The sequence below is a fragment of the Promicromonospora sp. NPDC050249 genome, assembly GCF_040656015.1.
Taxonomy (GTDB): Bacteria; Actinomycetota; Actinomycetes; order Actinomycetales; family Cellulomonadaceae; genus Promicromonospora.
In genome coordinates this window covers 19,486-40,773 of record NZ_JBFAKY010000039.1, presented here as the reverse complement: position 1 = coordinate 40,773, position 21,288 = coordinate 19,486, and the positions used below count along the sequence as shown (strand labels likewise).

The following is a 21,288-nucleotide window of genomic DNA, read 5'->3' as shown; positions in this document are numbered from 1 at the left end:
AGGCCAGCACCCATGACCATCGCCACTTCTTCCGCCCTCGCCCCCTTGGAGCACGTCACCGCCGCCAGCGGCGAGACGTATGCATATCGGCGCTTCGGCGTTCAGGGCGCGGTGCCTGTGCTGTTCCTGCAGCACTTCCGCGGCAGCATCGACAACTGGGACCCCGCCCTGGTCGACGGGATCGCCGGCTCCCACGACGTCATCCTGTTCGACAGCCTGGGTGTGGCCGGCAGCTCGGGCGTGACGCCCTCGACCGTGGAGGGCATGGTCGCCTCTGCGGCTGAGTTCGTTCGTGCCCTCGGTGTGTCCCAGGTCGACCTGTTCGGGTTCTCGCTCGGCGGCTTCGTTGCCCAGGCCCTGGCGCTGGCAGAGCCGACCCTGGTCCGTCGGCTCGTCCTGGCCAGCACTGGTCCGAAGGGTGCGCCGGGCATGGAGAGGTGGGCTCCGGATGTCGTCGAGCGCCTCGTCGCCAACGACAGCCCGGGGGCCGGTGACATCCTCTACGTCTTCAACGCCCCCACCGAGACGAGCCAGGCTGCCGGTGGCGCTTCGCTGGGGCGCATCTTCACCCGCCAGGACGGTCGTGATGCCGAGGTGTCGCTGGCAACTCGTGACGCCCAGTACCAGGCTATCCTCGCCTGGGGCGTCCAGGACTGGTCGGCGGTGAAGCAGCTCACCCAGCTGACGCAGCCCACCCTGGTCCTGCAGGGCGACAACGACATCATGATTCCGACGCAGGCGAGCCACACGCTCGCCGGGCTCATCCCGAACGCCGAACTGGTGATCTACCCCGACGCGTCCCATGGTGCGATCTTCCAGTTCGTCGACGAGGTAGCGAGCAAGGTCACCGAGTTCCTCGGTCGCTGAATCACCGCGGCGCCGCCCAGCGTCCTCGCGAGGATGTTCGGCGGCGCCGTGCGGCTACAGGGGCCGGCCGATCGCCGAGTCGATCAACGTGGTTGCCAGGCCCCGCGCGTCCTCGAACGGCTGCGGGTCGTTGAGCGAGGTCGCGAGCGCCCGTGCGCCCTCGAAGAGGATGGCGAGCTGTCCACCCAATTCCTCTGGATCGGCGGCGCCGGCAGCCTCTGCCGTCGCGATGAGAGTGGCGACCAGTTCCCGCTTGTGGCGCTCGACGAACGTAGCCGCATCTGGCATCCTCCCGGCAGCCTCGACCACAGTGTTGTGGAACGGGCACCCCCTCACCACCTGTCCTGATGCTCGGTCGACCGGGGGAGCGGCGAACAGCGCGAGGAGCCTGTCGCGAGGAGCAAGGTCCTCGCAGAGCAGAACGGTTTCGATCTGAGCCGGGCCGCCTGGCTCCGATTCGAGACGTTCGAGATACGCACCCACCAGTGCTTCCTTGCTGGGAAAGTGCTGATACAGGGTGCGCGTCGATACGTGGGCCACGTCCACCAGTCTGGCGATCCCTGTCGCATGGATGCCGTCGCGAGCGAAGAGCTCGACGGTCGCCTTCAAGATCCGCTCTCGAGCGCCGCGACCGCCGCTCGTCGCGGCTGTCGTCATCGTGTCTGTCACCACGCAAGTATAGCGACCGTTGTACTTCGGGGATCCCAGGGGCTACAGTGGGACAAGTACAGCGATCGCTGTACTTGTCGGGGCCGCGGCCTCGCCGATCCAAAAGGAGCTGGCACCACATGCCCAATAGCACCTTCATCTCTGTTCCTCATCAGGTCGTCCGTTGGTCGATCGACACAGGTATGTCCTTCGCGGACTTCCGTGCTCGGTACGAGGCGGCCGTGCCCGTCCTGGATACGGACCGGCTGGCACGGCTGCGCGCCGAGCATTCCGACTGGGGCACTGTGCTCGATGCGGCGGCCGAGAACGCCCCGCACGGCTTCATGCGGTTCTGGAGCACCGACGTCGGCGAGACCATGCAGCTGGCTGGTAACCCGGGTGACTGCGCCGCGTACCTGATGGGAAACCACACCATCGCAGAGCGGATGTACCGTCACGACCCCGCAGTGATGCTCTACGCGCCGCTGCGAACTGCGATCCACGTCGACGAGAACAGGGCCACCCGGTTCTCGATCGATCAGCCCAGCACGCGGTTCTCCACCTTCGACAGCCCGGAGATCGCGGCAATCGGCGAGGAGCTGGACCGAAAGGTCCTTCACCTGCTCCAGGTGCTCGATGTGGTGGTCCCGGAGACCCTGTTCTCGGACGGGGTGAACACGTGATCCCCGCGGACCGGCAGAGCAGCGCCGACAGCGTCGGCGGTGACACGGAACTCACCGATCTCAGTGTTGTCGGGGCCGCCGACGCGATCCGGAACGGCGACGTCACGGCGGAGTCCTACGCCGAAGCGCTGCTGCGCCGCGCGCGCACGCAGTCCGAGCTCAACTCGTTCATCACCATCGATGAAGTGGCCGTGCTCGATGCTGCTGCTGCCGCTGACAAGGCGCGAGCAGCAGGCTCGACCTTGCCGCTGCTCGGGGTCCCACTGGGGATCAAGGACAGCTATGAGACACGCGACCTTCCGACGACGATCGGCCTGAAGTCGCTCCAGGATTTCACTCCGTCCGCGGATGCCGAGGTCGTCACAGCGGTCAGGGCCGCTGGCGGAATCGTGTTCGGCAAGAACAACCTCGTCGAGATGTCCTGGGGGGTTACCGGCCACAACGAGGCCTACGGGCAAGTGCTGAACCCGTACCAGCGCGACCATATCTCCGGCGGATCCTCGAGCGGCTCGGCCGCCTCGGTCGCCGCGCGGATCGTGCCGGCATCCTTCGGTGGCGACACCATCGGCTCGATCAGGATCCCCGCTGCTCTCAACGGAGTGGTCGGTTTCAAGCCAACCACCGGCCGGTGGCCACGCGGCAGAGTCGCTCCGGTCTCTCACACGCTCGACACCACGGGACTCCTCGCCCGACACGTTGAAGACGCCGCCCTCATCGACCACATCGTCACCGGCGAGCCGGCGGCACCGGCGCTCTCGGACCTCACCGACGCGCGGTTCGCCCATGCCCCCAAGCACTACCTCCGGCTCGTCGATCCGGAGGTCGAGAAGCAGTTCTGGGAGACCGTTCACCTCCTGCGCGACGCAGGCGCCGAAGTGGTCGAGATAGACCTTGGCGAGGACTTCTCCGACCTCGCGGACCGCACCGGGTGGAACCTCTTCCTGCGCGATACCCACCAGGCCGTCTCCCGGTTCCTCCGGGAGAACGACTACCCCGTCGCGTTCGACGACGTCTACCACGCCCTCAAGCCACAGCTGCACGCCGAGTGGAGCGCCGTCGTCATTCCTGGCGCCCCTAGTCGTCTCTCGGAGGAGGAGTACGCCGCTACGCTCGCTGTCGATCGCCCGAGGCTGCAGCAGCGCTTCGACGACGTGTTCACCCGCGACGGCTTCGATGCGCTGATCTTCCCCACCACCCCCACATCGGCGCCGGCGATCGCGGACCAATGGAAGTTCACCGTCGCCGGCGAGACCGTGCCGCACCTCTTCCTGTCCAAGAACACCATCCCGGCCAGCGGCGCGGGCCTCCCCGGCATCAGCCTCCCGGCGGGGCTGACCACCGGCGGGCTTCCGATCGGAGTCGAACTCAACAGCGCCCGCGGCCGCGACCAGCAACTCCTCGCCCTTGCGCTACGGGTCGAGAGCCTCCTCGGCTCGCTGCCGGCACCCGCCTGACCCGACCAACAGCAACAGCGCGCGAACAGTACGTCCCGCCCCTCCTGCCAGGTCCTTCTGTCGACCACGGGTGCTCGTTCGACAAGTGGCGGTGCTGGAAGAGCGTGCCCCATGGGGTTCAGATGCCGGCTCCGCTGTCGAGCAGCCAGTGGTATCGCATGCGCAGAGCGCGTTCGGTGGCGCCGACGCCAGCGCCGAAGCCGAGCGCGACGTTGAGCCACAGCGGCAGATGCACGGGAGACTCGAACGTGCCGATCGTGTCCGCGACGGGTGGGATCTCGGAGAGCGGCTCCGCGAGCTGCAAGAGGTTCAGGCCGATGCCGATGAGCAGCAAGACGGTGGAGACGGCGCCCACGAGCCAGCTCCCGGCGGGATGCTCGCGGGCGAAGCGCATGCGGCGACCCTCTGCGGACCGAGGGTCTGGCTCCAGTCGATGCTCCGTCCCGTCGTCGGCGATGAAGTGCGCTCGACGCATCCCCACCTCGCTCGTGCGTACGTCGATGCGTCCGCCCGGGACAGGGAAGAGCGCCGGCACCTTCGACTCGGCCACGTGCCTGCCGTCGCGGTAGAGACTTGCCAGCACCTCCCACGTCTCAGGATCGCCGCCGTGCTTGACCTCGATCGAGTACACCGACGCCTCGCCTCCAGGCGACGCCGGGTCGGTGGGCAGGGCGATCGACAGCACCGACCGCCGTGTCATCTGCCACCATCGGAACCGTTCTAGCTGCCGCCCGTCGCCCGGCTTCACGCGCCTGACGAGACGACGGTCGTTCCAGCGTGCGGTCATGGCTCCGGTCTCCTTCCACGGCCTCACGTGCGTGCCGCATCTGGCGACGGTGGGGCCGGCGAGCTGACGGGCGGGTGCAGCACCAGGACGACGACGACCACGACGAGGATCACGGCGGTCAGGGTGACGGGGACGGGGACCAGCGGGTCGCACAGGACCAGGACCGCGGCGAGCGGGACGACGGTGTTGACGAGCGGGTCGGCGTGGTCGCGGATCGCAACCCACCAGGTCCCTGCGAGGAAGATGGCGACCGGGATGGTCACGGTGTAGGACGCGGCCAGGTCGTTGAGCTCGCTGTGACCGGTCAGGGCGTCGATCTGGACCTCGATGCCTGCGGAGAGCGCGCCGGCGGCGGCGAAGACGAGGTAGTGGACGTAGCCGTAGCGCAGCGTCCCGCCGAACCCGGTGATGGACCGGTGATGAGGCGGCCAGAAGTAGATCCACCACAACGCGGCGGTCACGACGAACGCGAGTGCGGCGATCGAGACGAGCGGTGCGAGGGCATCGGTGTCGTGCACGGCCTCGATGATCGCGTTGGCGGAGCCGAGCAGGCTCTCGCCGAGCAGGATGAGGGTGAACAGGCCGTAGCGCTCGGTGATGTGGTGTGGATGCCACGGCGTGGTGCCCTGTCTCTGGGCGATCACCGGGATCGCGACCTCGGCGACGATGAGCAGGACCAGCATGATCCTGCCGGGTGCGTCGGGCAGGATGAGCTGCACGAGCCAGAGCACCTGTACCGCCGCGATGCCCCCGGCGTAGACATGGGCGGTGCGGCGCACGGACGGGTGCGAGCGCGAGGCGCGCAGCCACTGGGCGACCATCGCCAGGCGCATGACCACGTAGCCGAGGACCGGCACGGTGTAGTCCGCGTCCGTGAAGGCGGGCTCGATCCCCGTGGCGAGCACAAGCACGCCTGCCATCTGGACGATGGTCAGCACGCGGTAGAGCCAGTCGTCGGTGTCGAAGGACGTGGCGAACCAGGTGAAGTTCATCCAGGCCCACCAGATCCCGAAGAACACCAGACCGTACGTGGCCAGGCCGTCGAGCACGTGTCCCTCGGTCAGGGCGTGGTGAAGCTGGACCGAGGCGATGCTGACCGCGACGACGAAGACGAGGTCGAAGAACAGCTCGAGCGTGCTGGCCGACCGGCCCGGTTCACGGGAGTCGCGGGGCGCCATCGGGACGAGGCGGAGCCTGCTCGCCTGGGACGGGGGTCTGGTCATGGTTCAGCGCAGGGCGCGGAGGTGCTCGCGACCTACGGGGTCGGTGGCGTCGTCGAAGTCGTGGTGCGTGGCGAGCCACTTCTTCACGTAGGGGCAGACGGCCACGATGCGGTGCCCGGCCTGGATGCTGGTGCTCAGTGCGGTGCGGGTGAGGGTGCCGGCGAGACCTCGGCCGCCGAACTCGTCGAAGACCACCGTGTGGTAGAAGACGCGCTGCGTCTCGCCGAGGTCTTTGTACGCGGAGAGCCCGGCGTGCGTGTCCTCGACGAAGACGTCGAAGCGGCTCTCGTCGGGGTTGTCGCGGACGGTCACTTCGTGCTGGTCCTGATCGTTCATCGCTGTGTTCCTCTCGTGGTGGGGCTCTCCAGGCGCTCAGTCAGCTCGGCGACGAACCGAGCTCGAGCGCTTGGCGCGCTCGACGAGCCAGACCATGACGACGACCAGGACGTTCATGACCATGAGGATGATGATGGAGGGGCCCGGCCCGGATCCGACGCCACGGTCGATCACCGACGACCCGCCGCCCGCGAAGAGGGCGTTCACGATTCCGACGACAACGTTGTTGGAGACGTGGAATGCCATCGCGGCTTCCAGCCCTCCGCTGATCAGTCCCATGATCGCCGTGCACGCGGAGAAGACGAACAGATAGCTGACGAGCCACGGATCCAGGGACACGTGAACCGCCGCGAAGAGCGCTCCGGAGACGAGGATGCCGAACACCAGGGCGAGCCGGACACTACGGAACCAGGAGCCGGCAGCGGGGATCACCGCTCCTCGGAAGGCAATTTCCTCACCTGCCGACTGCAGAGGGGTGAAGAGAAGAGTGGCGACGAGAGTGGCGATGGTGGTCGCTCCGATCTCGAATGCCCCCCGTCCGGTGGACCCCGGCGCGATGAGTGTTGTCGCGATGCCGGCGAGTCCGACCAGAACTGCGGATCCAAGGAGATAGACCCAGACACGGCGCCAGTCGAAGGGGCGGATGTGCCGGAAGACCGCCCGCCACGGCACCTTCGCCATCCTCGCGGCCAGCACCGTCGCGAGCAACGCGGTGATGGCGGTGCTCAGGCCCGTTGCGACGATCGTGAGCGGTGTGAGTGCAGGCTTGTTCGGGTCTGCCGGCCCTTCGATCAGGACGACCGGTTGGAACACGATGATCTGGACCAGGAGCAGTATTAACGGCACCGCGATCAGGACGACCAAGGACTTCCAGCGCGCCATTCGGAAATGGACGCCGAACGGACGTTCGGGCAATGTCCCAGGCAGCGCTACCACTGCGTCACCGGCATGAACAAGAGCGGGGTCGGGTCGGATATCCGCGCCATGGGAACCATGGGGCTCTGGTGTGCGCACGAGGCATTACCTTTCTTGAGGAGGGATCGATTGATCCGCTCGTGAGTAGGCAATCTGCCGCTGGGGCGATCACCAATATTGAAGTGCCTTCAGACAGCAGAGGTCTGCGCAGGAACCTCTGCCGACCTCGGCGTCAGGACCGTTCCCGTGCGTCGCGTACGGATCGCCACGACGATGACGGCGCCGATGATGAGCGGAACGGAGATGAGGGCGGTCAGGTCGATCGCGCCGGCGGAACGGTCGGTAGCCACGGTCGGGTCGATCTGGAGCGCGGCGTCGATGACGAACTGCGCGGTGTTGTGCACCGCATGGAGCACGACGGCGATCTCGAGTCCACCGGTACGCCAGGTGATCCACGCGGTGCCGACGGCGAAGACGATGTACCAGAGGTTCAGCAACCCGCTCGTGGAGACGTGGACCAGCGCGAAGAGCACGCTCGAGATGATGATGGCGAGCACGAGTCCGAGGCGAGCACTGCGCGTCCAGCTGCCCACGACGCGGAGGATGAGACCGCGGAAGCCGTATTCCTCGCCCGCGGCCTGGAACGGTGTCAGGGCGAGTGCCGTGGCGGTGAGCAGGAGCGTTTCGTGCCATGTCCAGGTCGTCTGCGGCAACGGCGTCCGGTAGTACGCGATCTGGAACAGGACGGTCACCGGAAGGAGGATCACGAGGGCGCGGCCGAAGACGTCGAAGCGGAAGTACGACAGCACCGACGACAGCGACCCGCCCCGCACGCCGTAGAGCCAGCGCTGGATCAGCATGCTCCACGGGATCAGGAGGGCCACGGAGAACGCACCGACGGCGTTGACGAGCGGGGTGTACCCCGGCCTGGTTTCCGTGCCGATCGCCGTGTCGACGAGGACCGCGACGATCGCGAGCCCAAAAGTGAAGACCTGCATGCCCCCGATAAGAAGGGCGATTGCGAGGATGCCTCGCCCGATCCTGCGTTTGTCGCTCACGAGCCCGCGGTGGTACTCCACAGGCGTGACGGGGTGTTCCATCGTGTTCTCTTTCTGTTCTTCACGGGTAGACGCGAGATCGGTAGGGAGCAAGCCGTCAGGCGCCGATGTCGTCGAGGAACTAGCTGCATCCGAGGTGGAGGACATGTTCTGAGGCCAATTCCGCTCAGCGTCGCGCACTCGTTCCACACATTCCAGGGGCGGCGCTGCCACAATCCGCGAGGATAGTGACACGCCCACCTTTCGTCGTCGTGAGTAATGGCAATTACGCACCGCCACCGTCGGTGGTGGGCGTGGCCAGGAGCTGCACCTCCCAGGCGAGTGCGACGCCGGTGGCGCCGCCGTGCTCGAAGAGGATCGGCCCGAGCTGGTTGGCCGTCCCCTCGCGGGCCCAGTCGCGCTGCCACTCGCTGGACACGACCAGCCAGGTGACCGGGACCACGCCGGCCCGCTCCATACGGCGCACCGCCACGTCGTGCGCCTCGGCACTGACCCCGCCGCTGGCGTCGGTGACGACGAAGACGTCATACCCGTCGGCCAGCGCGTGGATGGCGGGCATGGCGACGCAGATCTCCGTCCACAGCCCCGCGATGATCAGCTGCTTGCGCCCGGTCTTCTCCACGGCGTCGACCACACGGCGGTCCTCCCAGGTGTTGATGGAGGTCTGGTTGATGGGCTGGTGGTCGATGAGCACCAGGACGCTCTCCTCGGGGGTGAGCAGTGCGTCCAGTCCTACCTTTGCGGAACGCGTCACGATGATTCCTTCTGCCGGAGGAGCTGAACGCCAGGAGGGAATGGTGGGCTCGGACCGACGAGAGGGCCGCCTCCACGACGTCGGACGGGAGCTGTTCCAGGCACGACGAACCGGCGTCGACGGAGCGGACCGGAGCCCTTCCCGTGGCGTGGCACGACGCTATGGCGGGCGTCCGGCAGACGTCCAAGACTTGTCCCGACGCCGGACGATAAGAACTGTCTATCGATCAGCAGGCGCCCCGCATCGATGCTCTCCGCTCATGGGTTCCCGGCCGGGCACGCCGTCGGGTGAGAACCCGTCGACCGGCTCATCGGACGGCCCCGAGGACGCCGCTGATGACGAGTGCGGTGAGGGTGGTCCAGGCGATGATGGTGATGGCCTGCCAGATCAGGATGCGGGTCTTGCCGACGCCGGAGGCGGCGAGCATGGTGGCCGTGAAGTGCGTGGGGAGCAGGAGCGGGCCGAGCAGGCTGACGCCGGGGACGCCGTAGCGTTCGTAGGCGCGCTGGAACTTCTCGCGGCGCGCGTCGCTGCGCGTGTCGTCGAGCCTGGCGTCCGGCGGGATCTCCAGCGTGGATCCGACGCGTGCCGGCGCACCGGCGTGGGCCAGGACCTTTTCCTGGCGTCGGGTCACGACGGCGTTGCGGGCGCCGGAGCTGAGCAGTACCAGGACGGTCACGGCGAGGAAGTTGCCGGCGATCGCGGCGATCGCGGCGACGACCGGGCTGATACCGCCGAGGATGCCGATCGCCGCGCCGCCCTCACCCTCGATGAAGGGGATGGCGCCGGCGGTCGCGACGATGAACGGCTGGATGAGCTCGGGCACCTGCCCGAGGAGGTTCTGGAGGGTTTCGACGAGGTCCATGGCGTGCTCCTGCGGATGTGGCTGCTGTGGTCGTCGGGGGTGGTCCCCGGTGCTGACTCCAGTTCACCGCTCGCGAGCTCCGCACAGAAGTGCCGACCTGTCACCGCCTCCCGGATGCTTTGCACACCCCACCCATGACATGCGTCATGCCTCTGACCCGAGGGGGGAGCAGCCCGCTACGCGGTGAGGTCGTGCAGCCACCCGTGGCGCTCGGCGCATCGTCGTGCCGCGGCCAGCACGCTCGCGAGGGCAGGTGATGGATCGTTCGTCGGCCACAGCATCGACAGGTCTGCGGCGATCGACGGATCGACGACGTCGCGAGCAGTGAGAGTGGTCCCAAGGTTCCCGGCGTGCTCGGCGAACGACGCGGGGGCCAGGCCGATCTCGCGCCCGCCGGAGAGCCGAGCGAGCATGGCGTTGACCGGTGGGTCCTCGAACGTGCGGATCCCGGGGGAGAAGCCCGCTTCCTGGCATGCAGCGACGATCCCGTCGTAGTACGCCGGTGCCAGGCGGCGCGGAAAGAGCAGCAGCGTCTCGTCACGCAGCTCGGCCAGCGGTATCTTCGGCGCAGCGGCGAGGCAGTGGCGCGTGCTCAGGAGCGCGGAGACGGCCTCGCGGCGCAGCAGCTCGCTGCCCACACCGTCGAACGGCGGCGGGGCCAGAGCGAGGCCGATGTCCAGCTCGCCGGCGCAGATGCGCTCAGGTATCTCGGCGCTGAAGACCTCCCGGGCGTCGATCGTGCAGTCGGGGTGCTCCTCCTGGAGCGCCTCCAGCAGCGCCGTCAGGGTGCCGAAGTTCGCGACCGGGGTGTAGCCAAGACGGATAGTGGTCGCGGCCCCCGATCCGGCCAGTCGAGTGCGCTCCACTGCCTGGTCCAGGGCGGCCAGTGCCGACGGCGCATTCTCCAGCAGCATCCGCCCTGCGGCGGTGAGGCCCACCCGGCGGCTCGAGCGCACGAACAACGGCGTGCCGAGAGTCTCCTCGAGCTTGCGGATCTGATGGCTCAGGGACGGCTGGGAGACGTAGAGCCGCATGGCCGCGCGGCCGAAGTGCAGCTCCTCGGCCACCGCCAGGAAGTAGCGCAGGAGGCGCGGGCTGATGTCGATAGACGGACCCTATCGTCGGACGCAGGACACGTCCTGGAGTCTGCCCGTGCACCGCGCACCGGGCGTGTCACTATCCTCGCGGACAGTGGCAGTGCCGCCACTGGCGGCCGTGGATCGTGCGCGCGACCCTGAGTGAGAACTGCTCGTCCACGCGCGTCGCGAACTCAGAACCACGATGAGGAACTCCCACATGACTGATCTGATGAAGGCCGTTGTGCTCACCCGATTCGGAGGGGTCGATGCCTTCGAGCTGCGCGATGTCTCCGTACCGGAGGTCGGACCCCGCCAGGTGCGGGTGCGCGTCCATGCGACCGCGGTCAACCCGCTCGACTTCCAGATCCGCCGCGGGGACTACGCGGACCATGTGCCGCTCCCGGCGATCACCGGGCACGACATCTCCGGCGTGATCGAGGAGATCGGGTCCCACGTGACCGAGTTCCGCGTCGGCGACGCGGTGTACTACACACCCAGAATCTTCGGCGGTCCGGGCTCCTACGCCGAGCAGCACGTCGCCGACGTCGACCTCGTCGGCCACACGCCGCAGAACATCGGTCACCTGGAGGCGGCGAGCCTGACTCTCGTCGGAGGGACGGCGTGGGAGGCCCTGGTGACGCGAGCTCGGCTCACCGTGGGGGAGACGATCCTCGTCCACGGGGGCGCGGGCGGTGTCGGCACGATCGCGATCCAGGTGGCGAAGGCGATCGGCGCACGGGTGATCACGACCGCCAGGGCCGGCGAGCACGAGTTCGTGCGCTCCCTCGGAGCGGATGCGGCGATCGACTACACCTCGACGGACTACGTCGATGCCGTGGCCGAGCTGACGCGAGGCAAGGGGGTCGACGTCGTCCTGGACACGATCGGTGGCGACACGCTCACACGAAGCCCGCTGACGCTCGTCGACGCCGGACGTGTCGTGAGCATCGTCGACATCACCCAGCCGCAGAACCTCATCGAGGCATGGGGCAGGAACGCCGCCTATCACTTCGTCTTCACGCGACAGAACCGAGGAAAGCTGGACGCGCTCACCACGCTGGTCGAGCGTGGTCTCGTGAAGCCGGTCATCGGCGCGACTCTTCCGCTCGCCCGGATCGGCGAGGCCCACGAGCTCCTGGAGAACAGGCGGTCGTACGCACTGCACGGCAAGGTCGCGATCGATGTAGCCGGCGAGACCGTCGCGCTTCCCCCTCGCATCTCGTAGCGGAACGCTCAGGCGCTCAGGCGCTCAGGCGCTGATCGCGGTGGTCAGCTCCGTCCGGCGAAGGTGGCGCGGTACTCCGTGGGGGACACGTCCAGGAGCCGGCGGAAATGCAGTCGGAGGTTCGATCCGCTACCCAGACCGACCTGGTCCGCGATGCGGTCGATCGAGAGTCTGGTGCTCTCCAGGAGCTCGCGCGCGGTGTCGACCCGCGCCCGGAGGATCCACTGCATCGGGGTGGTACCGGTCTCCTCGGCGAAGCGGCGCAGGAACGTGCGGGGCGACAGCCGTGCGTGAGCGGCGAGCTCGGCGACCGTGAGCTGCTGGTCGAGCCGCGCCATGGCCCATTCGCGCGTCGCGGCGAGGGTCTCGCCCTGGACCGCCGGGCTGGTCTTCGGCAGGTACTGGGCCTGACCCCCGGTCCGGTAGGGCGCGGTGACGAGTGCTCGCGCGATCTCGGTCGCAGGGCTCACGCCGAGGTCGCGGCGGACGATGTGCAGGCAGAGGTCGAGACCGGCGGCGGCACCCGCCGAGGTCAGGATGGATCCTTCGTCGACGAAGAGCACGTTCGGCTCGACAGCGACCTGCGGATGCCGCTCCGCGAGCTGCTCCGCCGCATCCCAGTGCGTCGTCGCTCGCAGGCCGTCGAGCAGGCCGGCATCCGCGAGGGCGAACGCGCCGTAGCAGATCGACGCGATGCGCGCCCCGCGGGCCGCGGCGGTCCGAAGCGCTTCGTGCACCTCCACCGGTAGCGGCCGACCTGCCGGGACGTACCCCGGGACGATGATCGTGTCCGCGTCGGTCAGAGCCTCCAGACCCCGCGGTACCGTGAATCCGAAGTTCCCGTGGGTCGTCACCGTCCCGGCGGTGACGCCGCAGGCCGACACCTCGTAGGGAAAACCCGACTCCGGATGGAACACTTCCGCCGGGATCCCGACGTCCAGCGGGCGCGCCCCGTCGAGCACGAGGACCACCACCTGGTGCGCTCGCTGCATCGCCCTGCTCCGATCTGGTCGGTACCTGCCGACCGTGTCATCATGCTCGCACGTCTGTGCATTACTGACATCGAGTGCATCCGCCCCGGGGCCGGTGCCGCAGCGCGGCAGGGATGCAGAACTCGCCCTAGGAACCGAGGGTTCCGGGCTACTTGCTGTCGATGCGGCCGAGTGTCGCACCGGTCTCGGCCAGTGCGGCGGTGGCCTTCGCCCATCCGGTGTCGGCAGGGTCCAGCGTGCTGCGCAGGTAGGCGGTGGTCAGTCGCTGCAGGACCGCGACGCGTTCCGGGTTCTCGTCGGTGGTCTCGGCGGCTTCCCAGCTCGGGATGCCACCCAGGGAGTGTTCGGCGCCGAACAGGGTCAGCAGGTCGGTGGCACCTGGGCTGTGGACGTAGGCGTCGGTGAACCAGTCCGGGCCGCGGCTGGACATCTTCGACTGGTCGTGGTCGCCGGCCACCACGAGCGTGGGCGTGGTCAGCTCGGTGAACGACGGGTTCATGAACGGGAAGTGCTCCTGGGCGAACGGGTGCAGCTCCTCGCCCCCGGTCCCGGTCGCGGCCAGCAGCGCGCCGGCCCGCACACGCCGGTCCGCGTAGTCCTGGCCGGCCTGGCCCGTGCTGTCGAGAACGCGCGCGCCGAGCAGCATCTGCACGGTCTGGGCGCCCCAGGAGTGCCCGGCCGCGACGACCCGGTCGCGGTCGACCCGCCCGGCAAGGCCCGGCACCGCACGTTCGATCGTCTCGAGCTGGTCCATGGTCCGCACGAGGTCGGCGCGCCGCTCGGTCCAGACCTGGCCGAACCGGGGGTGATCGAACCCGATCCCGTCGCGACGGGAGTCCAGGTGGGTCGGCTGGACGACGACGAACCCACGAGACGCCCAGAAGGTGGTCAGGGGCGCGTATCCGTCGAGCGACCACCCGTTGCCGTGCGAGAACAGCAGCACCGGCAGGTGCTGCCCGGTCACGGGGGCAGAGACGCGCACGTCGAGCGGGAGCGCCCGGCCCGGCGCGTCGAGGCGCACCGGGGCGACCGAGACGACCGGGTCACCGGCGCCGACGACCGCGTCGAGGGTATGGACGACCGGCGTGTCGGCCGTCGCGGGAGCGGCATTCATGGGAGATCACTCGTCCTTTGCGTTCGCGGCCTCCGCCGAGCACAATCGAAGCGGAGCGCCGCTCCGAAACAATACGGAGCAGTGCTCCGTTTTGCAAGCCTCGACGAAGGTTCCCCATGACGACTCCCGGTCCTGCCGGCTCGACACCCCGCGCGAAGCGCGTCGATGCCAGGCGCAACGAACAGACCCTGCTGGAGGCTGCCGCCGCCGTCTTCGTGACGGACGGCGTGGATGCGCCTGTGCGCTTGATCGCCGAACGCGCGGGGGTGGGCATGGGCACGATCTACCGGCACTTCCCCACGCGTCCCGCACTGCTGGCGGCGGTGTATCAGCACCAGGTGGAAGCGCTGGCCGAGGCGGGCCCGTCGCTGCTGCGCGAGTCCGGCGATCCCGGGGTCGCCCTCCGGCAATGGGTGGCCGGTTTCGTCGACTTCCTCGTGACCAAGCACGGGCTCGCCGGTGCTCTCGGGTCCGACACGGAGGGCGTGAACACCCTGCATCAGTACTTCGTGGACCGGCTCGTCCCGGTCTGCGACGCCCTGCTCGACGCCGCACTCGAACCGGGGTCCTCCGGGCGAGTGTCCGGCTACATGCTCATGCGCGGCATCGGCAACCTCTGCATCGGCGGCGGTACCGGCTCCGACTACGACGCCGCTCGCCTGGCCGGTCTCCTAGTGACCGGGGTGCTCACTGCTCGCGGGACGACTCCGTCAGCGTCCGTGCGCGACCGAGAGGCGTGCCTGGGCCCGGAACTTCGCGGGTGACGAGCCGACCACTCGGCGGAACGCGGTGCTGAATGCGCTCTCGGACTGGTAGCCCGTGGCCCGTGCCAGCTCGGAGATCGACAGCGTGTCGCGCGCGAGGGCGTCACGGGCGAGATTCATGCGCCACTGGATCAGGTATTCCAGGGGCGGGACGCCGACGTGACTCTTGAAGGCCTGGGCGAACGCCGAACGCGACATGTGGCTGATCTCGGCGAGCTCCTGGAGGCTCCAGGAGTGGGCCATGTCCGCGTGCACGGCACGCAGGGCGGCGCCGATGCCGTCGTCGTTCAGAGCTCCCAGCCAGCCGCAGGGCCAGTCCGTCTGGCCGGCGTGCGCACGGAGCATGTGCACGAGCAGGACCTGTGCGAGGTGGTTCTGCACCAGCGGGCCGCCGGCGGCGGCGATCCCGACCTCGGTGGCCAGGTGATCGATCAGCTGCGCGAGCCGCAGGCCATGAGGATCGGCGGCGCGGACGATCACGAGCGGCGGCAGAAGATCGGTCAGGAGGGCCGCGTTGCCGTCGTCGAAGGCGATGTGGCCGACGCAGAGGTAGAGGTCGTCCTCGGACTCCGGGCCGATCCGTACCAAACCGTCCTCGACCCCCGCCCACACCTGCGCGGCAGGACGCGGACGCGCGCCGGGCGTGCTGGCCAGCACGTAGGGCGGCGGGTTGCCCAGCATGAAGGTGTCACCCGCCTGCAGGAGCACCGGCTCGCGCCCTTCGAGGATCAGCCAGCACGTGCCACGCACGAGGCCGCCGATCCGCACGTGCAGGAACGGGTCGAAGCTCAGTGCCCACTCGCCCACGGCTCGGAGGCTGGGCCCGATCACCGTACGGGGCCGGAGCAGGCCGATCGCGTCAGCCACTGGATCGCTGAAACCGAGCAACGTTCAACTCCTGGACTATCGGTAAGGAATCCCGGACTATCCGTTATGGATCATACCTCCGCAGTCCCGCAGGATGAGTGCCTCAACAGGTCCGCGACGGAAGGTACGGGAGAGAGTCACATGGGACAGCTGGAGGGCAGGACGGCGGTCGTGACCGGCGGCAGCAGCGGCATCGGTCTGGCGACCGCGGTGCGGCTGGCGAACGAGGGCGCGTACGTGTTCGTCACGGGACGGCGTGCGGCCGAGCTGGAGGCCGCCGTCACGACCATCGGGTCCGACCGGGCGACGGGCGTGGTCGGCGACATCGCGAAGCTGGCGGACCTGGACCGCCTCTACGCGGCGGTTCGGACGCGGGGGAGAGGGCTGGACGTGCTCGTGGCGAACGCGGCGGTCGGCTCGTTCGTGACGTTGGAGCAGACGACAGAGGAGCACTTCGACCAGACCTTCGGGATCAACGTGCGGGGCACGCTGTTCACCGTGCAGAAGGCGCTACCGCTGCTCAACGACGGAGCCTCGGTGATCCTGACGGGTTCCACGGCGGCCGACCGGGGCATGGAGGCGTTCGGCGCGTACTCGGCGTCGAAGGCTGCGGTCCGGTCGTTCGCGCGGACCTGGTCCAACGAGCTCAAGGGGCGCGGCATCCGGGTCAACGTCGTCTCGCCGGCATGGATCGAGACGCCCGGAGGTACTGCCGCTTTCGGCGACGAGGAGACCGCCCGGGCCATCAAGGAGCAGGTTGCCGCGACCGTGCCCAAGGGTCGTATGGGGCAGCCCGAGGAGGCCGCCGCGGTCGTGGCGTTCCTCGCCTCGGAACAGAGCAGCTACGTCGTCGGCAACAACCTCTACGTCGACGGCGGCACCAACCAGGTCTGAGCGAGGGGTCGGGGGCCGGTCGCGGAGGGGGCGCAGCCGCTCCGGCCCTCGCCCAGGTGCCGGGGGTCAGTCGGTCAACAGGGCGTCAACGGCCTCGGCGGAGAAGACGTGGTCGACGACGGTGCGCGTCATCCCCACGATCTCGGCGTCCTCACCCAGCGACGCGAGCCCGATGTCGAGGCTGCGGGTCGCTCGGGGCGGCGAGTTGGGGTAGAGCGTCTCGCGCACGCCGCTGATGAGCGGGGAGGAGGCGAGCGCGCCGCCCATCAGCAGTACCCCGGGATTCAGCAGGCACACCAGCGAGGCCATGACCTCGCCGATCACACGGCCGGCCTCGCGGGTCAGGTTGACCGCCTCGACGTCTCCCCGGGCGAGGAGCGCGCCCACGTCGCGGCCCGAGTGGGCGTCGATCCCCGCGGCGGCGAGCGACGTGGCGACAGCGCGCCCGCTGGCCACCGCGGCCAGGCAGCCGCGCGCCCCGCACTGGCACAGGGCGTCGGGGTAGCCGGACAGCCTGACGTGACCGATGTCGCCGGCGCCGCCGTCGATGCCCTGGTAGACGCGGCCGTCGACGACGATGCCGACGCCGATCCCCGTCGACACCTTGATCACGCAGATCGAGCGGCTGTCCTGATAGGCCGACGCGTACTCGCCGATCGCCATCGCGTTCGCGTCGTTCTCGACCAGCACGGGGACGTCGACGATCTCTTGGACGTGCTCGACGATCGGGTACGCGTCCCAGCCGGGCATGATCGGGGGCTGGCTGGGACGCGACGTGCGGGGCTCGATGGGCCCAGGCACGCAGATGCCGATCCCGCTCAGCCGTGCCGCTGACGTGCCGGTGCGCTCGAGCAGGTCCTGTACGGCGGACGTGATCGCCGGAAGGACCTTCTCGGGTCCGGCGGTCACGTCGACGTCCGTGTCGACGTCGGCGAGGATCGTCCCGTCCAGCGTGGTGAGGGCCGTGCGCGTGTGGGTCGTGTCGACGGCGGCGGACGCGACCACCGAGTGCTCGACGTTGAACTCGAGCCGGCGCGGGCGCCGGCCGCGCGGGGACCGGTCGCTGCCGCCCTCGCGGATGAGGCCGGCGGCCAGGAGCGCGTCGACCCGCTGCGCCACGGTCATCCGCGCCAGGCCCGTGGCCTCGAGGATCTCCCCACGCGTCCCGGCGCCCCCCTTGCGGATCAGCTCGAAGATGCTGCCTGGTCCCGGCCCTACTGGCACTGTGCTGCCCCTCTCGGTGATCGACCCCACTTGACCCGCCATCCTTTCATGCTCCAGTCTAGGCAACGGATGCACATCAACTAGGCAGATTAAGTCTAGCAATAGACAGAACTGTCGCGTCGGCCAATGGAGGTCATCGTGGGACGAGATGTGACGGAAGCGCTCCGGCGCTCCGGATCGAAGAGGAAGGCGCGCCTGAGCGTGGGCGCCGCTCTGCTGGCGGGGACGCTGGCCCTGTCCGCCTGTTCGGGCGGTGGCGGAGGGCCCGAGGCGGATGGCGACGCGCTCACGATCTGGACCACCGACAACCTGCCGGACAGCATGGCCCAGACGGAGGCGATCGCCGCCGACTTCACCGAGGCCAGCGGCATCGACGTCGAGGTGGTCGGGGTCGCCGAGGACCAGTTCAACCAGCTGCTGACGTCGGCCGCCGCCGCGGGCGACCTGCCCGACGTGATCGGCGGCCTCTCGCTCGCGCAGGTTCGCACCCTGGCCGCGAACGACCTCGCGAACACCGACGCCACGGGTGCCGTCGTCGAGAGGCTCGGGGCGGACACGTTCACGGCGCGAGCGCTGGAGATGACCCAGGACGACGGCACGCAGCTCGCCGTACCGAGCGAGTCGTGGGCGCAGCTCCTGTACTACCGCACCGACCTGTTCGAGAAGGCCGGCCTGCAGCCGCCAGAGACCTACGAGGACATCCTGGCCGCCGCCGAGGCGCTCGACGGTCCGGACACGGCAGGGTTCGTCGGGGCGACCGCGCCCGGTGACGCCTTCACGCACCAGACGTTCGAGCACATCGCGCTCGGCAACGACTGCCAGATGGTCACCGACGCCGGGGAGATCGCGTTCGACAGCCCCGAGTGCGTCGAGGCGCTCCAGTTCTACCAGGACCTGATCGGCGGCTATTCCGTGCCCGGCGCGCAGGACGTCGACACCGTCCGGGCGGCGTACTTCGCCGGTCAGGCCGCGATGTTCGTCTGGTCGACGTTCGCGCTCGACGAGATGGCCGGCCTGCGCGACGACGCCAAGCCCACCTGCCCGGAGTGCACGGACGACCCCGCGTTCCTCGCGAAGAACACCGGCATCGTCCCCGCGATCCAGGGCCCGAGCGGGTCCGCGCCGGCACCGTTCGGCGAGGTCACGAGCTGGGCCATCACCGTGGGTGCCCCGGCCGACCCGGCGCAGCAGTTCGTCGAGTACATGATGACCGACGGCTACGAGCCGTGGCTCGCCATCGCGCCCGAGGGCAAGGTCCCCGTCCGGTCCGGCACCGCGGAGAACCCGACCCAGTACGCGGACGCCTGGGGAACCCTCGACATCGGCGTGGACACGCAGGGGCCGCTGAGCGACTTCTACTCGGACGACGTGCTCTCCGTGCTCCAGGCCGGCCCCGAGGACCTGAGCCGCTGGGGCATCACGCAGGGCCAGGGCGACCTGGTCGGCGCGTCCCTGGGCGAGCTCCCGGTCGCGGCAGCCGTCAGCGCCGTCACGTCGGGCACCGATCCCGAGCAGGCCGCGCAGGAGGCGGCGGACGCCCTGCGCACGATCCAGGAATCACAGGAATGAGCGGAGTGGACGTCCGGCCCTCGGGCGGAGGCACGTCGGGGCGCACGGGCCCGGCGTCGCCCCGCCAGGGGTCCGGGCGGCGAAAGAAGTCGGCCATGGCGCGGGCGGAAGCCCGCGCCGGCCTGGGCTTCATCACACCCACCCTCGTCATCGTCGTCGCCGTCGTGGTGCTGCCGGTCGCATGGACGTTCCTGCTGGCGTTCCAGGACGTCGGGCTGATCAACATCCGGTACGTCGGCCTCTTCGGCAACTACACGCTGGAGAACTTCGTCGACGTCCTGACCGCGCCCGGGTTCCTCGGGGCGCTCACCACGACGGTCGTCTATTCCGTGCTGGGCACGGCCGGCGCGATCAGCCTCGGTCTGGTGGCCGCGCTGGCCCTGCGCCGTTCCTTCCGGGGGAGCGGCTTCGTGAAGGCATCGATCCTGCTGCCGTACGTGGCGCCCGTCGTGGCGGTGACCTACGTGTGGCGGACGATGCTGAACCCGCAGTTCGGCGTCGTGAACCACTGGGGAGTCAGGCTGTTCGGCTGGGACGGGCCCGTCGCGTTCCTGTCCGAGCAGTCGCGCAGCGTGTCCCTGTTCGGCCTGGACCTCGGTATCCCCGTCGCCCTCTTGACGGTGATCGCCTTCGAGGCGTGGCGCTCCTTCCCGTTCGCGTTCCTGTTCCTCAGTGCTCGCATCGGCGCCGTCCCCGCCAGCCTGGAGGAGGCCGCCCGGGTGGACGGCGCGACCCCGACCCAACGCTTCCGGTACATCCTGCTGCCCCAGCTCGTGCCCACCATCGCGGTGCTCGCCGTGCTGCGCTTCATCTGGACGTTCAACAACTTCGACGACATCTACCTGCTCACCGGCGGCGGTGCGGGCACGGAGGTCGTCACGGTACGGATCTTCAACTTCCTCACCGCCCGCGGCGACATCGGGTCGGCGTCCGCCCAGGCGCTCGTGCTGGCCACGATCCTCGCGGTGCTGGTGACCGTCTACCTGCGGTTCGCCGGCCGCCGGGAGGAGAAAGCATGAGCACCCTCACTGCGGCACGCCGCCCGGCCGTCGCACCCCGCCGGCGGTGGTCGCGCGACCGGGTGGAGAACCTGCTGCTCGCGGTCGTGCAGCCGGCGACCGTCGTCGGACTCCTCCTGATCACGGTCGTTCCCTTCTACTACATGGTGATCCTGTCGCTGCGCCCGCTGGACGCGGTGCTCCAGGACCCGGGCGCACTGTGGGTCACCGTCGAGGAGCTCAACCTCTCCACGTACGTCTCCGTGCTGACTCCCACCGAGGACGGCGGGCAGGGCTTCCTCACCTTCATCGGGAACAGCCTGCTGGTGGCGCTCGGCACCGTCGTCATCACGCTGCTCGTCTCGATCCCCGGGGCGTACGCGGTGAGCCGGCTGCGGTTCTTCGGGCAGCGTCAGGTCAGCGCCCTGTTCCTCGGCGTCTACTTCTTCCCGACGATCCTGCTCGCGATCCCGCTGTTCGTCTTCTTCACCCGGGTCGGCCTGCGGGGCGAGCTCTTCGCCCTGCTGTTCGTGTACGTCGCGCAGGTGGTGCCCGTGTCCATCTACCTCCTGCGCAACTACTTCGACACCATCCCGGCGAGCCTCGAGGAGGCGGCGGCGATCGACGGCGCGAACCGGGTGCAGGTGCTGTGGCGGATCAGCCTTCCCCTCGCGATGCCGTCGATCGTCTCGAACGGCCTGTTCATCTTCATGATCGCCTGGAACGAGTTCCTGTTCGCCCTGCTCTTCCTCGTGGAACGCCGCGAGAACTGGACGGTCTCGCTCGGCCTGTCCCAGCTCGCCGGGAGCATCGAGATCCCCACCACGGTCCTCATGGCCGGCTCGGTCATCCTCACGGTGCCCGTGATCGCCATCTTCTTCGCGGGCTCCCGTCTGCTCACCGGCGGCCTGACCGCCGGGGCGGAGAAGGGATGAGCGTCGCTCGTCCCGAGGCCCGCCTCGCGTCCCGCCC

General features: G+C 69.0%; 22 protein-coding genes. 9 read left to right on the top strand and 13 right to left on the bottom strand.

The features are described 5' to 3' along the window. Positions 1–12: 12 nt before the first annotated feature. Positions 13–867, top strand: a complete 855-nt coding sequence (locus AB0I32_RS23605) for an alpha/beta hydrolase (protein WP_357510478.1) — start codon at positions 13–15, stop codon at positions 865–867. A 54-nt stretch (positions 868–921) separates the two neighbouring features. On the opposite strand, the gene AB0I32_RS23600 is transcribed toward AB0I32_RS23605, so the two are convergent. Then, a complete protein-coding gene (locus tag AB0I32_RS23600; RefSeq protein WP_357510476.1) occupies positions 922–1,536 on the bottom strand; it encodes a TetR/AcrR family transcriptional regulator in 615 nt (204 codons plus the stop codon). 119 nt (positions 1,537–1,655) lie between these two features. Here AB0I32_RS23600 and AB0I32_RS23595 point away from each other — a divergent pair, with 119 nt between their 5' ends. Beyond that, positions 1,656–2,198, top strand: a complete 543-nt coding sequence (locus AB0I32_RS23595) for a hypothetical protein (RefSeq protein ID WP_357510474.1) — start codon at positions 1,656–1,658, stop codon at positions 2,196–2,198. Beyond that, a complete protein-coding gene (locus tag AB0I32_RS23590) occupies positions 2,195–3,652 on the top strand; it encodes an amidase family protein (protein ID WP_357510473.1) in 1,458 nt (485 codons plus the stop codon). Before AB0I32_RS23595 ends, AB0I32_RS23590 begins: the two co-directional genes overlap by 4 nt. 118 nt (positions 3,653–3,770) lie before the next feature. Here AB0I32_RS23590 and AB0I32_RS23585 read toward each other — a convergent pair whose 3' ends face one another. From AB0I32_RS23585 to AB0I32_RS23550, 8 genes are all read right to left on the bottom strand, one after another. Beyond that, the gene (locus AB0I32_RS23585; protein WP_357510471.1) at positions 3,771–4,439 is read right to left on the bottom strand and encodes a hypothetical protein; all 669 of its coding nucleotides are present in this window, start codon (positions 4,437–4,439) and stop codon (positions 3,771–3,773) included. A gap of 23 nt (positions 4,440–4,462) precedes the next feature. Continuing rightward, complete coding sequence (locus tag AB0I32_RS23580; protein WP_357510469.1) at positions 4,463–5,662, bottom strand: low temperature requirement protein A; 1,200 nt, start codon at positions 5,660–5,662, stop codon at positions 4,463–4,465. A 3-nt stretch (positions 5,663–5,665) separates the two neighbouring features. Beyond that, complete coding sequence (locus AB0I32_RS23575) at positions 5,666–5,998, bottom strand: GNAT family N-acetyltransferase (protein ID WP_357510467.1); 333 nt, start codon at positions 5,996–5,998, stop codon at positions 5,666–5,668. A gap of 36 nt (positions 5,999–6,034) precedes the next feature. After that, entirely contained in the window at positions 6,035–7,012 is a 978-nt protein-coding gene (locus tag AB0I32_RS23570) for a type II CAAX endopeptidase family protein (RefSeq protein WP_357510465.1), read from the bottom strand. Positions 7,013–7,101: 89 nt separating this feature from the next. Continuing rightward, complete coding sequence (locus AB0I32_RS23565) at positions 7,102–8,013, bottom strand: type II CAAX endopeptidase family protein (RefSeq protein ID WP_357510463.1); 912 nt, start codon at positions 8,011–8,013, stop codon at positions 7,102–7,104. A gap of 223 nt (positions 8,014–8,236) precedes the next feature. Continuing rightward, positions 8,237–8,725 carry an isochorismatase family protein gene (locus AB0I32_RS23560; protein WP_357510461.1) on the bottom strand — a complete coding sequence of 163 codons (489 nt, stop codon included), beginning with the start codon at positions 8,723–8,725 and terminating at the stop codon, positions 8,237–8,239. A 307-nt stretch (positions 8,726–9,032) separates the two neighbouring features. Beyond that, positions 9,033–9,590, bottom strand: coding sequence for a small multidrug efflux protein (locus AB0I32_RS23555; protein WP_357510459.1), 558 nt, complete (start codon positions 9,588–9,590; stop codon positions 9,033–9,035). A 176-nt stretch (positions 9,591–9,766) separates the two neighbouring features. Then, the gene (locus AB0I32_RS23550) at positions 9,767–10,675 is read right to left on the bottom strand and encodes a LysR substrate-binding domain-containing protein (protein ID WP_357510502.1); all 909 of its coding nucleotides are present in this window, start codon (positions 10,673–10,675) and stop codon (positions 9,767–9,769) included. A 211-nt stretch (positions 10,676–10,886) separates the two neighbouring features. Here AB0I32_RS23550 and AB0I32_RS23545 point away from each other — a divergent pair, with 211 nt between their 5' ends. Beyond that, a complete protein-coding gene (locus AB0I32_RS23545; protein WP_357510457.1) occupies positions 10,887–11,894 on the top strand; it encodes a zinc-dependent alcohol dehydrogenase family protein in 1,008 nt (335 codons plus the stop codon). 44 nt (positions 11,895–11,938) lie between these two features. Here AB0I32_RS23545 and AB0I32_RS23540 read toward each other — a convergent pair whose 3' ends face one another. Next, on the bottom strand, positions 11,939–12,886 hold the full coding sequence (locus tag AB0I32_RS23540; protein WP_357510455.1) for a helix-turn-helix domain-containing protein: 948 nt from the start codon (positions 12,884–12,886) through the stop codon (positions 11,939–11,941). A 148-nt stretch (positions 12,887–13,034) separates the two neighbouring features. Then, positions 13,035–14,000 (bottom strand): chlorophyllase, encoded by a 966-nt coding sequence (locus AB0I32_RS23535; RefSeq protein WP_357510453.1) that lies wholly within the window; start codon positions 13,998–14,000, stop codon positions 13,035–13,037. Between the two features lie 116 nt (positions 14,001–14,116). Between AB0I32_RS23535 and AB0I32_RS23530 the strand changes: the two genes are divergently transcribed. Then, the gene (locus tag AB0I32_RS23530) at positions 14,117–14,764 is read left to right on the top strand and encodes a TetR/AcrR family transcriptional regulator (RefSeq protein WP_357510451.1); all 648 of its coding nucleotides are present in this window, start codon (positions 14,117–14,119) and stop codon (positions 14,762–14,764) included. Here AB0I32_RS23530 and AB0I32_RS23525 read toward each other — a convergent pair. Beyond that, a complete protein-coding gene (locus AB0I32_RS23525) occupies positions 14,711–15,631 on the bottom strand; it encodes an AraC family transcriptional regulator (protein ID WP_357510449.1) in 921 nt (306 codons plus the stop codon). The two genes, AB0I32_RS23530 and AB0I32_RS23525, sit on opposite strands and share 54 nt — an antisense overlap. Before the next feature lie 141 nt (positions 15,632–15,772). Here AB0I32_RS23525 and AB0I32_RS23520 point away from each other — a divergent pair, with 141 nt between their 5' ends. After that, entirely contained in the window at positions 15,773–16,525 is a 753-nt protein-coding gene (locus AB0I32_RS23520; RefSeq protein WP_357510447.1) for an SDR family oxidoreductase, read from the top strand. Positions 16,526–16,591: 66 nt separating this feature from the next. Here the strand turns inward: AB0I32_RS23520 and AB0I32_RS23515 are convergent, their stop codons facing one another. Beyond that, on the bottom strand, positions 16,592–17,791 hold the full coding sequence (locus tag AB0I32_RS23515) for an ROK family protein (RefSeq protein ID WP_357510445.1): 1,200 nt from the start codon (positions 17,789–17,791) through the stop codon (positions 16,592–16,594). A gap of 96 nt (positions 17,792–17,887) precedes the next feature. On the opposite strand from AB0I32_RS23515, the gene AB0I32_RS23510 reads away from it, so the two are divergent. Genes AB0I32_RS23510 through AB0I32_RS23500 form a run of 3 tightly spaced genes read left to right on the top strand, consistent with a single transcriptional unit; the run spans position 17,888 to position 21,251 of the window. Beyond that, the gene (locus AB0I32_RS23510; protein WP_357510443.1) at positions 17,888–19,318 is read left to right on the top strand and encodes an extracellular solute-binding protein; all 1,431 of its coding nucleotides are present in this window, start codon (positions 17,888–17,890) and stop codon (positions 19,316–19,318) included. Continuing rightward, positions 19,315–20,337: a sugar ABC transporter permease gene (locus AB0I32_RS23505; RefSeq protein ID WP_357510441.1), complete on the top strand. Its 1,023-nt coding sequence runs from the start codon at positions 19,315–19,317 to the stop codon at positions 20,335–20,337. The genes AB0I32_RS23510 and AB0I32_RS23505 overlap by 4 nt, the downstream gene beginning before the upstream one ends. After that, positions 20,334–21,251, top strand: a complete 918-nt coding sequence (locus AB0I32_RS23500; protein WP_357510439.1) for a carbohydrate ABC transporter permease — start codon at positions 20,334–20,336, stop codon at positions 21,249–21,251. Before AB0I32_RS23505 ends, AB0I32_RS23500 begins: the two co-directional genes overlap by 4 nt. The last annotated feature ends 37 nt before the right edge of the window (positions 21,252–21,288 follow it).

Bases quoted from the DNA above. Each gene is read 5' to 3' on its own strand.
- AB0I32_RS23605 (WP_357510478.1), top strand. From the start codon at position 13: ATGACCATCGCCACTTCTTCCGCCCTCGCCCCCTTGGAGCACGTCACC.
- AB0I32_RS23595 (WP_357510474.1), top strand. From the start codon at position 1,656: ATGCCCAATAGCACCTTCATCTCTGTTCCTCATCAGGTCGTCCGTTGG.
- AB0I32_RS23585 (WP_357510471.1), bottom strand. From the start codon at position 4,439: ATGACCGCACGCTGGAACGACCGTCGTCTCGTCAGGCGCGTGAAGCCG.
- AB0I32_RS23580 (WP_357510469.1), bottom strand. From the start codon at position 5,662: ATGACCAGACCCCCGTCCCAGGCGAGCAGGCTCCGCCTCGTCCCGATG.
- AB0I32_RS23575 (WP_357510467.1), bottom strand. From the start codon at position 5,998: ATGAACGATCAGGACCAGCACGAAGTGACCGTCCGCGACAACCCCGAC.
- AB0I32_RS23565 (WP_357510463.1), bottom strand. From the start codon at position 8,013: ATGGAACACCCCGTCACGCCTGTGGAGTACCACCGCGGGCTCGTGAGC.
- AB0I32_RS23555 (WP_357510459.1), bottom strand. From the start codon at position 9,590: ATGGACCTCGTCGAAACCCTCCAGAACCTCCTCGGGCAGGTGCCCGAG.
- AB0I32_RS23545 (WP_357510457.1), top strand. From the start codon at position 10,887: ATGACTGATCTGATGAAGGCCGTTGTGCTCACCCGATTCGGAGGGGTC.
- AB0I32_RS23540 (WP_357510455.1), bottom strand. From the start codon at position 12,886: ATGCAGCGAGCGCACCAGGTGGTGGTCCTCGTGCTCGACGGGGCGCGC.
- AB0I32_RS23535 (WP_357510453.1), bottom strand. From the start codon at position 14,000: ATGAATGCCGCTCCCGCGACGGCCGACACGCCGGTCGTCCATACCCTC.
- AB0I32_RS23530 (WP_357510451.1), top strand. From the start codon at position 14,117: ATGACGACTCCCGGTCCTGCCGGCTCGACACCCCGCGCGAAGCGCGTC.
- AB0I32_RS23520 (WP_357510447.1), top strand. From the start codon at position 15,773: ATGGGACAGCTGGAGGGCAGGACGGCGGTCGTGACCGGCGGCAGCAGC.
- AB0I32_RS23515 (WP_357510445.1), bottom strand. From the start codon at position 17,791: ATGGCGGGTCAAGTGGGGTCGATCACCGAGAGGGGCAGCACAGTGCCA.
- AB0I32_RS23505 (WP_357510441.1), top strand. From the start codon at position 19,315: ATGAGCGGAGTGGACGTCCGGCCCTCGGGCGGAGGCACGTCGGGGCGC.
- AB0I32_RS23500 (WP_357510439.1), top strand. From the start codon at position 20,334: ATGAGCACCCTCACTGCGGCACGCCGCCCGGCCGTCGCACCCCGCCGG.